The sequence below is a fragment of the Streptomyces sp. NPDC029292 genome, assembly GCF_055569295.1.
Genome location: NZ_JBVHXR010000025.1, coordinates 99,843 through 110,283 on the forward strand (window position 1 = coordinate 99,843; position 10,441 = coordinate 110,283).

10 protein-coding genes (1 of these 10 running past the window's edge) are annotated in these 10,441 nt (G+C 70.9%); 7 read left to right on the plus strand and 3 right to left on the minus strand.

Going from position 1 to position 10,441, the window contains the following annotated elements; all coding sequences use genetic code 11:
- Positions 1 to 714: 714 nt before the first annotated feature.
- The 4 genes from rox (at position 715) to ACZ4WS_RS40235 (ending at position 3,967) form a co-directional block, all read left to right on the plus strand.
- The gene (gene rox / locus ACZ4WS_RS40220; RefSeq protein WP_467988102.1) at positions 715 to 2,148 is read left to right on the plus strand and encodes a rifampin monooxygenase; all 1,434 of its coding nucleotides are present in this window, start codon (positions 715 to 717) and stop codon (positions 2,146 to 2,148) included.
- 124 nt (positions 2,149 to 2,272) lie between these two features.
- A complete protein-coding gene (locus tag ACZ4WS_RS40225; protein ID WP_467988104.1) occupies positions 2,273 to 2,833 on the plus strand; it encodes a helix-turn-helix domain-containing protein in 561 nt (186 codons plus the stop codon).
- A 93-nt stretch (positions 2,834 to 2,926) separates the two neighbouring features.
- Entirely contained in the window at positions 2,927 to 3,520 is a 594-nt protein-coding gene (locus ACZ4WS_RS40230; RefSeq protein WP_467988105.1) for a hypothetical protein, read from the plus strand.
- A 105-nt stretch (positions 3,521 to 3,625) separates the two neighbouring features.
- Positions 3,626 to 3,967: a DUF2516 family protein gene (locus ACZ4WS_RS40235; RefSeq protein ID WP_467988106.1), complete on the plus strand. Its 342-nt coding sequence runs from the start codon at positions 3,626 to 3,628 to the stop codon at positions 3,965 to 3,967.
- Positions 3,968 to 3,973: 6 nt separating this feature from the next.
- On the opposite strand, the gene ACZ4WS_RS40240 is transcribed toward ACZ4WS_RS40235, so the two are convergent.
- The 3 genes from ACZ4WS_RS40240 to ACZ4WS_RS40250 form a co-directional block, all read right to left on the minus strand.
- Positions 3,974 to 5,305, minus strand: coding sequence for a PP2C family protein-serine/threonine phosphatase (locus ACZ4WS_RS40240; protein WP_467988107.1), 1,332 nt, complete (start codon positions 5,303 to 5,305; stop codon positions 3,974 to 3,976).
- A gap of 603 nt (positions 5,306 to 5,908) precedes the next feature.
- Positions 5,909 to 6,994, minus strand: a complete 1,086-nt coding sequence (locus ACZ4WS_RS40245; protein WP_467988108.1) for a C40 family peptidase — start codon at positions 6,992 to 6,994, stop codon at positions 5,909 to 5,911.
- A gap of 213 nt (positions 6,995 to 7,207) precedes the next feature.
- Positions 7,208 to 8,020: a class I SAM-dependent methyltransferase gene (locus tag ACZ4WS_RS40250; RefSeq protein WP_467988109.1), complete on the minus strand. Its 813-nt coding sequence runs from the start codon at positions 8,018 to 8,020 to the stop codon at positions 7,208 to 7,210.
- A gap of 294 nt (positions 8,021 to 8,314) precedes the next feature.
- Here ACZ4WS_RS40250 and mshA point away from each other — a divergent pair, with 294 nt between their 5' ends.
- The 3 genes from mshA to ACZ4WS_RS40265 form a co-directional block, all read left to right on the plus strand.
- Positions 8,315 to 9,652: a D-inositol-3-phosphate glycosyltransferase gene (gene mshA / locus ACZ4WS_RS40255; protein ID WP_467988110.1), complete on the plus strand. Its 1,338-nt coding sequence runs from the start codon at positions 8,315 to 8,317 to the stop codon at positions 9,650 to 9,652.
- Positions 9,645 to 10,145, plus strand: a complete 501-nt coding sequence (locus ACZ4WS_RS40260; protein ID WP_467988111.1) for a type III secretion system chaperone family protein — start codon at positions 9,645 to 9,647, stop codon at positions 10,143 to 10,145. Before mshA ends, ACZ4WS_RS40260 begins: the two co-directional genes overlap by 8 nt.
- A 291-nt stretch (positions 10,146 to 10,436) precedes the next feature.
- Positions 10,437 to 10,441, plus strand: partial view of a glycosyl hydrolase family 28-related protein gene (locus tag ACZ4WS_RS40265; RefSeq protein ID WP_467988112.1) — the start only. It continues 1,588 nt past the right edge of the window; only the first 5 of its 1,593 coding nucleotides appear in the window; its start codon is at positions 10,437 to 10,439; the stop codon falls past the right edge of the window.

Sequence of the window (10,441 nt, forward strand, 5' to 3'; positions counted from 1 at the left end):
CTGCACGCCCGCTCCCGCCCCCGCTCGCGGTCCTTTCTCCTTTCTTTCGTCTCCCCCCCCCCCCCCCCCCCCCCCCCCCCCCCCCCCCCCACGACCGCACAGTGGTCAGACGTCGGAGTACAGGGCGAACTCGTACGGGTGCGGGCGCAGCCGCATCGGGTCGATCTCGTGCTCGCGCTTGACGGCGATCCGGCTCTCGATCACGTCTGGAGGAAGACGTCGCCGACGAGCAGAAACATCGCGGCGTTCGCTTCAACCGCGCAGTCCGCCCAGTCGTGTCCAGCCGGCGTCCAGGTGGTCCGAAGGCCAGCAGTGACGGCCACTCACCTCGCGAGGAAATCCCGACTGTCGGCCGCGAAGGTCGACTTCTGCTTCCCGGCCTTCAATCACGTGGCTACCGGGGCACTCCAGCCGCCGGCGGGAGGCTACCCACTCCCACTCCTTGCCGCTCTCAACGTATAGCGGACCGGGGGGCTTGCGGCAAGGCCCAGGTCGTGCCGCAGAATGGCCGGCCAAGGCCAGTACCTGCGGAAATAGCAGATTCGCGAAGTACGTATGTTGTTGTCGACGTATGGGTTGCGCGGGAACGTCGAACCGCCGGTGGGACTCGCGGTGCGGTTGTGGGGACTCGGCGCGGAGGCGCGGGTGTGTGTGCCGCCGCCGGACTGCGCGGAGCGGCTGGCCGAAATTCAATCTCGTTGAATGGGCGTTTTGATGATTGACGTGATCGTGGTCGGCGGCGGACCGACCGGCTTGATGCTGGCAGCCGAGTTGCGGCTGGCCGGAGTGCACGTGGTCGTGCTGGAGAAGTTGACCGAGCCGACCAAGGAGACCCGCGGGCGCGGCCTGCACGCGCGCAGCGTCGAGATGATGGACCAGCGCGGCCTGTTGGACCGGTTCCTCGCGGTCAGTGAGAAGTTCCAGGCCGGCGGTCTCTTCGGCGGCATCAGCAAGCCGTGGCCGGACCGGCTGGACACGGCGCACCCGTACGGCCTCTCCACCCTGCAGCCGGTCACCGAGCGGCTGCTCGACGAGCGTGCCCTCGAACTCGGTACCGAGATCCGGCGCGGCTGTGAAGTGGTCGGGCTGAGTCAGGACGAAGACGGGGCCGGGGTGACCGTCGAGCTGGCGGACGGCACGCACCTGCGCTCGCGCTACCTCGTCGGGTGCGACGGCGGCCGCAGTGCGGTGCGCAAGCAGCTAGGTGTCGGTTTCCCCGGCGAGCCCGCCAAGGTCGAGACGCTGCTGGGTGACATGGAGATGACCGAGGATCCGGAGACGGTTGCCGCCGTCGTCGAGGAAGTCCGCAGGACCCAACTGCGGTTCGGCACCATCCCCAACGGGGACGGGACGTATCGCGTCATCGTGCCCGCCGACGGGGTGGCCGAGGACCGTGCGACGGCGCCGACCCTCGAGGAGTTCAAGCAGCAGCTGCGGGCGGTCGCGGGCACCGACTTCGGCGTGCACTCGCCGCGCTGGCTGTCCCGGTTCGGAGACGCCACCCGCCAGGCCGAGCGCTACCGGGTCGGCCGGGTGCTGCTGGCCGGCGACGCGGCGCACATCCACCCGCCGACCGGCGGGCAGGGGCTCAACCTCGGCGTGCAGGACGCGTTCAACCTCGGCTGGAAGCTGGCCGCCGCGGTCAACGGCTGGGCACCGGAGGGGCTGCTGGACAGCTACCACGCCGAACGGCACCCGGTGGGCGCCCGCGTGCTGGACAACACCCGCGCGCAGATCACGCTGCTGGGGACCGATCCGGGTGCGACCGCGCTGCGGGAGCTGTTCTCGAAGCTGATGGACTTCGAGGAGGTGAACCGGTACGTGACCGGGATCATCACCGCGGTCGGGGTCCGCTACGACTTCGGGGAGGGGCATGAACTGCTCGGCCGGCGGATGCGGGACGTGAAGTTGAAGCGGGGGCGCCTCTACGAGCTGATGCACGGCGGCCGTGGACTCCTGCTCGACCAGACCGGCCGGCTCTCGGCGGCGGGCTGGGCAGATCGGGTCGACCACGTCGTCGACGTCAGCGAGGAACTGGACGCGCCCGCGGTGCTGCTGCGGCCGGACGGCCACGTGGCGTGGGTCGGTGAAGATCAGCAGGATCTGCTCAGCCGGCTGCCCAAGTGGTTCGGCGCTGCCGTCAGCTGAGCGCGCAGTCATGGCCCGAAAGGGTGGGCTGTTGTGATCGCCTGAGACGGGTCGCAACGTGGGCTAGCGCACTTTTGCAAGCGCGTGCTTGCAATTGTTAGCGCGGGTGCGGCAAGGTGGGGGCATGGCATCGCTCAACGTCGGCAATCTTGGTGAGTATCTGCGGGAACAGCGGCGCAGCGCGCAGCTGTCGCTGCGGCAGCTCGCCGACGCCGCCGGGGTGTCCAATCCGTATCTGAGCCAGATCGAGCGCGGGCTGCGCAAGCCGAGCGCGGAGGTGTTGCAGCAGGTCGCCAAGGCGCTGCGGATCTCCGCCGAGACGCTGTACGTGCGGGCCGGCATCCTCGACGCCGAGCGGGACCGGGACGAGGTGGAGACGCGCGCCGTCATCCTCGCCGATCCCACGCTCAACGAGCGGCAGAAGCAGGTGCTGCTCCAGATCTACGAGTCCTTCCGCAAGGAGAACGGGTTCGAGATCAGCACGGCCCAGGACACGGGCGAGGACATAGGCCAGAACCTGCAGGACCTGGACCACGGCATGGACCAGGATCTGAACCAGGACCTGAACCAGGACCTGAACCAGGATCTGGACCAGGGCAGAGACCAGGACACAAAGGACACCGCCGTCCGCGGCCCCCGCACGGCCGACGGCAGAGATGCCGATCCGCAGCAGACCGCCAGTTGACCGACCAGCACCACCGGAAGCACCGCAGACAGGCCGGTCTCGCCGCGACCACCAAAACCCTCAGCTGAAAGCGAATCCGGGAGGACCATCGCCATGGCCATCACCGACGACATCCGCAAGGCCGCCACGGACCCGACCCCGCTCTACTTCCTCGCCGGCACCGCCGATCTGGCCGTGCAGCAGGCCAGGAAGGTGCCCGGCATCGTGGAGCAGATCCGTGCCGAGGCCCCGGCGCGCATCGAGACCGTCAAGAACATCGACCCGAACGCCGTCCAGGAGAAGGCCACCGCCCGCGCCAAGGAGGCGCAGGAGACCATCCAGGCCAAGGTGACGGAGTTCATCAGCACCCTCGACACCGACCTCAAGAAGATCGGTGAGTCCGCTCAGGACCTCGCCCTGCGCAGCGTCGGCGTCGCCGCCGAGTACGCCGTGAAGGCCCGCGAGACGTACGAGAAGGTCGCCGAGCAGGGCGAGCAGGCCGTGAAGACCTGGCGCGGCGAGGCCGCCGACGAGATCGAGGAACTGGCCGCGGCCGTCGAGCCGAAGGCCGAGCCGGTCGAGGTCAAGGACGAGGAGAAGCCCGCCGAGGCCACCGCCGAGTCCGCCCCGGCCAAGAAGACCGCGGCGAAGAAGGCCCCGGCCGCCCGCAAGGCCACCGCCAAGAAGACGACTCCGCCCGCGAAGTAGGCGGCGGCGGAACGAAGGCAACGGGCCGGGCACCCTTGGGGTGTCCGGCCCGTTCTCCGGGTACGGTGACCGCGTAGGAGTCGGAGAGAAAGGGCGGTAGGCAGCATGCTGATGTTGGGCTTCGCGGGGTTCCTGGGACTGCTGAAGATCGTCCTGATGGCCCTCGCAGCGTTCGGGCTGTTCGACGCGGCGTTCCGCCGCGAGGACGCCTTCCGTGCGGCGGACAAGCAGAACAAGTGGTTCTGGCTGCTCATCCTCGGGATCGCGCTCGCCGTGAGCTACCTGTTCTCGATCCTTTCCTTCCTCCCGATCATCGGCGTCATCGCCAGCATCGTCTACATCGTGGACGTGCGCCCCGCGCTCAGGCAGGTCTCGGGAGGTGGCCGAGGCGGCCGCCGCGGCTCGAGCAGCGACGGCCCGTACGGGCCCTACAACGGCGGCCGCTGAACCCCGTCAGGGAGTCCGGTCCAGCAACAGCACCGCCACGTCGTCCGTCAGTTCCCCGCCGTTGAGCTCGCGCACCTCGTTGACCGCCGCGCGCAGCAGCTCCTCGCCCTGGAGGCCCTGGGCGAGCTGGCGGCGGATCATGTCCACCATGCCGTCCTGGCCGAGCCGTTGGTTGCCCTCGCCGACGCGGCCCTCGATCAGGCCGTCGGTGTAGAGCATCAGACTCCAGGCGCCGCCCAGCTCCACCTGCCGGCGCGGCCAGCGGGCGCCGGGCAGCAGGCCGAGGGCCGGGCCGTTGTTCTCGTACGGCAGCAGTTCGGCGGGCCGGCCGGGGCGGGAGATCAGCGGGGACGGGTGGCCGGCCAGGCAGAGTCCGGCGCGGCGGCCGTCCGGCGCGATGTCCACCGTGCACAGCGTCGCGAAGATCTCGTCGTTCTCACGCTCGTGCTCCAGGACCTGCTGGAGCGTCGAGAGCAGCTCGTCGCCGCACAGCCCCGCGAACGTCAGCGCGCGCCAGGCGATGCGCAGCTCCACGCCGAGCGCCGCCTCGTCGGGCCCGTGCCCGCAGACGTCGCCGATCATGGCGTGCACGGTGCCGTCGGGCGTCCGGACGGTGTCGTAGAAGTCGCCGCCGAGCAGGGCGCGGGAGCGGCCCGGGCGGTAGCGCGCGGCGAAGCGCAGCGGAGAGCCCTCCAGGAGGGGCGTGGGCAGCAGGCCGCGCTCCAGGCGGGCGTTCTCCTGGGCACGCAGGCGGGACTCGGTGAGGCGCCGCTCGGCCCTGTCGGAACGCTTCCGCTCCACCGCGTACCGGATCGCGCGGCTCAGCAGCCGGCCGTCCAGCTCGTCGCGGAAGAGGTAGTCCTGGGCGCCGACGCGCACCGCCTCGGCGCCGCGCTCGGCGTCCCCGGACGCGGTGAGCGCGAGGACGGCGTGCCGGGGTGCGAGCCGCAGCACGTGCTTGAGCGTGGCCAGCTCGTCGTCCTGCTCGGTGGACCGGCCGGGGGCCGGCAGCGCCAGGTCGAGCAGGATGCAGTGGACGTCGTCGGTGAGCAGCCGCTCGGCCTCGGTGAGGTTGCGGGCGCTGCGGATACGGATCGGCTTGCCCGTCGCGTCGAGCATCTCGGGCACGCTGAGCGAACCGGCCGGGTCGTCCTCGATGACCAGCAGGGTCAGGTTGGTGGAGCTGTGGTCGACCGGGGCCGGGGCACCGGGCGTCGGTCCCACGGTGGCCGGGCCGCCGGTGGGGTTTCCGGAGGGGCCGCCGGGTGAGAACGCGGCTTGAGCCTGAACACTCTCCACGGCCGGGATCGCTCTCTGCCGCGGTACGGGTACGGGCATCGTCTGGGTTCCTTCCCTCCCCCCGAGGGCGTGGTCGGTCGAAGGTCCTCGACCCACCGACCGGGACCATAGCGGTAGCCGGTGCCGCAACGGAATGGTGTGCGGTGCGCCTCATGGCAAACAGCCAGCGTCATATGCCGCATCCTGTACCGCACTTGGACAGGATGCTGTTCCCTCCGGGATGACGAAGGTCACGTCCCCGAGGTTGCTCCGGGAGGGCAACCGTGCGGTGCGTCACGTGCGGTGCGTCACGTGCGGTGCGTCGCGCGCGGTGCGTCGCGCCGGTACGTCATTTGCCGGGGCCGTGCGTCTTATAAGGCACCCTCCGCCGGTGCACAGGTCTCATCGCCCTTCGGGCTCGTCCTCAATCGCCGGACAGGCTTGATCTTTCCGGCCGGGGATCGATCGCACGGCACCGCATGGCGCGGCTCGGCAGGCTCGGCGCGGCAGGCACGGCTCGGCTCGGCACCGCATGGCGCGGCTCGGCAGGCACGGCGCGGCAGGCACGGCTCGGCTCGGCACCGCATGGCGCGGCTCGGCAGGCACGGCACAGCACGGCTTACGGCACAGCTCGGCCCGGCTCCACGCGTCACACAGGGCGCGTCACGCGTCCGGCCGTACAACCCCCAGGATCGGCATCGACCCAGCTCCCGTGATCGTCACCGTCCGCCCCGGCCGGGGGGCGTGCACGATCGCGCCGTCCCCTATGTACATCCCGACATGGCTGGCGTCGTCGAAGTAGATGATCAGGTCGCCGGGGCGCATGTCCTTGATGTCGACGCGGGTGAGCTGCTTCCACTGCTCCTGCGAGGTGCGGGGAATGCCGTGTCCGGCGCTGGCCCAGGCCTGGGAGGTCAGCCCCGAGCAGTCGTACGACTTCGGGCCCTCGGCGCCCCACTCGTACGGCTTGCCGATCTGCTCGGTCGCGTACTTCACGGCCTTCTTGCCCTGTTCGGACGCCTTGCTGTTGATCTCCGCGAGGACGCCGGAGCTCAGCCAGGCCGTCTGCGCCTTGTGCGCGGCCTCCTCCTCCAGCTTCGCCAGCCGCTCCTTCTCCTCCTTCTCCAGCTGGGATTCCAGCTTCTCGGCGGCGGCGATCTGCTGCTTGATCTTCTTCTTGGCCGCGGCCTTGGTCTTGCGGTTGGCCTCCAGCTTCGTCCACTGCGCGGAGGCGTCCTTCGCGTACTGCTCCAAGTCCTGCTGGGTGCGCGTCATCTCGGCGAGCAGGCCCTTGGTCGCGTGCTCGCCCTGGCGCACGCGGCCCGCGCCGTCCAGGAACTCCTGCGGGTCGTCGCTCAGCCACAGCTGCGCCTCGGGCGGCAGCCCGCCACCCCGGTACTGCGCGCGGGCCGCGGCACCCGCGCGGTCCTTCAACTTGTCCAGCTTCGCCTGGCCCTTGACGATCTCGCGGGCCAGATCGACGATCGCGGCGGACTGCTTCTCGGCCTTCTCCTGCGCCGCGTTGTAAGCGTCGGTCGCCACCGCCGCGGCGTGGTAGAGCTTGTCCAGCTTCGTGCGGACCGCTTCAAGGTCCTTGCTGCTCTTGGATGTCGGGGTCGGGGCGGGGGTCCGGGCCGATGTCTGTGCCGGGCTCGCGTACGCCACGCCGGGTGCTGCCAGCACCGCGCAGGCACATGCGCAGGCCAGGGTCATGGCCACCGTGGTCAGGCTCCGCTTGCCGGATCCCATTACTCCGCCCCCAAACTGATTTACCGTCAGTAACTTACGGACGCCTGGGGGATCGTGCCATGTCGGCGCGCAATGCGACAGAGGCGGGCAAGAACTCCCTTCCCCTCAGCCCGCTTCCACAAGACGATCTACCCGCCTGTGTGACGAACGGCTCACGCAGTGAGTTCCCCGCAGGTCACGGGCGGTGCGGCGGCCGCCGCACGCCCCGAACGGTCACGCCCGCGGCGCCAACGCCTCCCAGCGCACCGTGACTTCGCCCTGCCTCCAGCGCGTCGCCCGGTCCGTCACCGGCCAGTCGGCCGTCAGGTCGCGGACCGTCCGTATCCAGCGCTGCCGGGCGCCATAAGAGGCGTACGGCGCGGCGGCGGCCCAGGCGCGGTCGAAGTCGCGCAGGAACGCATGCACGGGCTCGCCCGGGACATTGCGGTGGATGAGGGCCTTCGGCAGGCGCTCGGCGAGGTCGGACGGGCGGTCCAGGGAGCCGAGGCGGGTGGCGAAGGTGACCGTGCGCGGGCCCTCCGGGCCGAGGGCGACCCAGACGTGCCGGCGGCCGATCTCGTCGCAGGTGCCCTCGACGAGCAGACCGCCCCGGGAGCCGTCCGTCGCCGGTGCGAGGCGTGCGCACAGGCGCTGCCAGACCTCGGCGACCTGGTCCTCGTCGTACTGGCGCAGCACGTTCGCCGCCCGGATGAGGGAGGGGCTGCCCTGCACCGGGACCTCGAAGCCGCCGTGTCTGAAGACGAGGCCCTCGCGCTCGTACGGGCGCGCGGCCGCGACCCGCGCCGGTTCGATCTCGACGCCGACCACGTGGGTGCGGGGAGCGGCGGTGCGCAGGCGGGCCAGCAGCTCGACCGCCGTCCAGGGCGCGGCCCCGTATCCGAGGTCGATCGCCACCGGGTCGGCGGCGCGGCGGAGTTCGGCGCCGTGCGTGGCCGCGATCCAGCGGTCCATGCGGCGCAGGCGGTTGGGGTTGGTGGTCCCGCGCGTCACGCTTCCCACGGGGCGGGAAGCTGCGCGGGCTGTCATACGTACGAGGGTAGGGGGGATTTTCGCCCCCGCCGCACCTACCCTTCCCGTCCCTGGGGGGCTGTGCCCCGGGCCCCCTAAAAGATTGCGCAGTTCCCCGCGCACCTAAAAGGGGCGCGAGTCACTCCCGCGCACCCGCAGTCGACAAACAACCCGCCCCGTCATCGAACGGTTGAGCGACACCCGGTAATGATTCGGCAAAGAGGAAATGAGGTGGCCTGCTCCAGCGTTCCCCCTCTTTGGAGGGTCCCCACGCCCTCCGAGAGGCATGCCCGCAGCGAGGAGGAACGCCACGTGAGCCAGTACGTCAGCAGGCTCGGGCGTCGCTCTCCGGCGGCGTCCGCACGGCTCAGGCTGCACCGCAGGCCCCGTCGCGTCGCGATGCTCTCCGTCCACACCTCGCCCCTGCACCAGCCCGGCACGGGCGACGCGGGCGGCATGAACGTCTACATCGTGGAGCTCGCCCAGCGCCTCGCCGAGATCAACATCGAGGTCGAGATCTTCACGCGGGCCACCACGGCCGCCCTGCCGCCGACCGTCGAGCTCGCGCCCGGCGTCCTCGTGCGCCACGTCGACGCGGGCCCCTACGAGGGCCTCGCCAAAGAAGAGCTGCCCGCCCAGCTGTGCGCCTTCACGCACGGTGTCATGCAGGCCTGGGCCGGTCACCGCCCCGGCTACTACGACCTCGTGCACTCCCACTACTGGCTCTCCGGCCACGTCGGCTGGCTCGCCGCCGAACGCTGGGGCGCCCCCCTGGTGCACGCGATGCACACCATGGCGAAGGTCAAGAACGCCGCGCTGGCCGAGGACGACACCCCCGAGCCCGCCGCCCGCGTCATCGGCGAGACCCAGATCGTGCGCGCCGCCGACCGCCTCATCGCCAACACCGCCGAAGAGGCCGACGAACTCGTCCGCTACTACGAGGCCGACCGCGGCAAGGTCGCCGTCGTCCACCCGGGCGTGAACCTCGACCGCTTCCGTCCGGCCGACGGCCGCGCCGCCGCCCGCGCCCGTCTCGGGCTCCCGCAGGACGCCCTGATCCCCCTCTTCGCGGGCCGCATACAGCCCCTGAAGGCCCCCGACGTGCTGCTGCGCGCCGTCGCCGTCCTGCTGGACGAGCGTCCCGAGCTGCGCGGCAACATCGTCGTCCCCGTGGTGGGCGGACCCAGCGGCAGCGGTCTCGCCCAGCCCGAGGGCCTGCAGAAACTCGCCGCGCGGCTCGGCATCGCCGACGTCGTACGGTTCAGGCCGCCCGTCGGGCAGGAGCAGCTCGCGGACTGGTTCCGGGCCGCTTCGGTGCTGGTCATGCCCTCCTACAGCGAGTCCTTCGGCCTGGTCGCCATAGAGGCGCAGGCGGCCGGTACGCCGGTGCTCGCGGCCGAGGTCGGCGGTCTGCCGGTCGCCGTGCGCCACCAGGAGACCGGCTTCCTCGTTCCCGGGCACCATCCCGAGGACTACGCGCGCGTGCTGCGCGCTTTCGCCGACGACGCGGAGCTGTCCTCCCGGATGGGCGCCGCCGCCGCACGGCACGCCCAGTCCTTCGGCTGGGACACCGCGGCCGCGGCCACGGCGGACGTGTACACCGCCGCGATGCAGCATCACCGCCGTCGCGTACGCTCGCACCATGGCTGACGTACCGCAGGCGGCGCAGGTCATCGAGCACGTACTCAAGGACGCCGAACTGGAGTGGGAGAGCCCCGAACAGGGCTCGTACGTCGTGAAGCTGCCCGGCACCCGCAAGCTCTCGACGACCCTCTCGCTGATCGTCGGCAGGCACTCGCTGTCGCTGAACGCGTTCGTGATCCGCCACCCCGATGAGAACCAGGAAGCGGTCCACCGCTGGCTCCTGGAGCGCAACCTCAAGCTCTATGGGGTCAGTTACGCGGTCGACTCCCTGGGGGACGTGTATCTGGTCGGCAAGCTGCCGCTGGCCGCGGTCACTCCGGACGGGGTGGACCGGCTGCTCGGCTCGGTCCTGGAAGCCGCCGACGGCTCTTTCAACACCCTTCTTGAGCTCGGTTTCGCCTCCGCGATCCGCAAGGAGTACGCCTGGCGGGTGTCCCGCGGCGAGTCGACCCGCAACCTGGACGCGTTCACTCATCTGACTCAGCGTCCCGCCAACTGACCTCCCTCGCACACCAGTTAACCGCTGCACAACCCCTTCCCCGTCAGGGGCCCCCGTGGCATGCTCACCGCCGACGCAGATCTGAACGTCGTTCACATCCATGGAAATCGATGGGCAACGATGGAAGGCGGGCGGGTATGAGCAACGGGTACGAGGGCATCACCAGACGCGGCCTGCTCGGCAGCGCCACAGCCGTGGGGGGGGGGGGGGGGGGGGGGGGGGGGGGGGGGGGGGGGGGGGGGGGGGGGGAGGAGGGGGGGGGGGGGGGGGGGGGGGGGATGTGGGGGGGGGGTGCG

Excerpts from the sequence above, each read along its gene's own strand:
- rox (WP_467988102.1), top strand. The coding sequence starts at position 715 with ATGATTGACGTGATCGTGGTCGGCGGCGGACCGACCGGCTTGATGCTG.
- ACZ4WS_RS40225 (WP_467988104.1), top strand. The coding sequence starts at position 2,273 with ATGGCATCGCTCAACGTCGGCAATCTTGGTGAGTATCTGCGGGAACAG.
- ACZ4WS_RS40230 (WP_467988105.1), top strand. The coding sequence starts at position 2,927 with ATGGCCATCACCGACGACATCCGCAAGGCCGCCACGGACCCGACCCCG.
- ACZ4WS_RS40235 (WP_467988106.1), top strand. The coding sequence starts at position 3,626 with ATGCTGATGTTGGGCTTCGCGGGGTTCCTGGGACTGCTGAAGATCGTC.
- ACZ4WS_RS40240 (WP_467988107.1), bottom strand. The coding sequence starts at position 5,305 with ATGCCCGTACCCGTACCGCGGCAGAGAGCGATCCCGGCCGTGGAGAGT.
- ACZ4WS_RS40245 (WP_467988108.1), bottom strand. The coding sequence starts at position 6,994 with ATGGGATCCGGCAAGCGGAGCCTGACCACGGTGGCCATGACCCTGGCC.
- ACZ4WS_RS40250 (WP_467988109.1), bottom strand. The coding sequence starts at position 8,020 with ATGACAGCCCGCGCAGCTTCCCGCCCCGTGGGAAGCGTGACGCGCGGG.
- ACZ4WS_RS40260 (WP_467988111.1), top strand. The coding sequence starts at position 9,645 with ATGGCTGACGTACCGCAGGCGGCGCAGGTCATCGAGCACGTACTCAAG.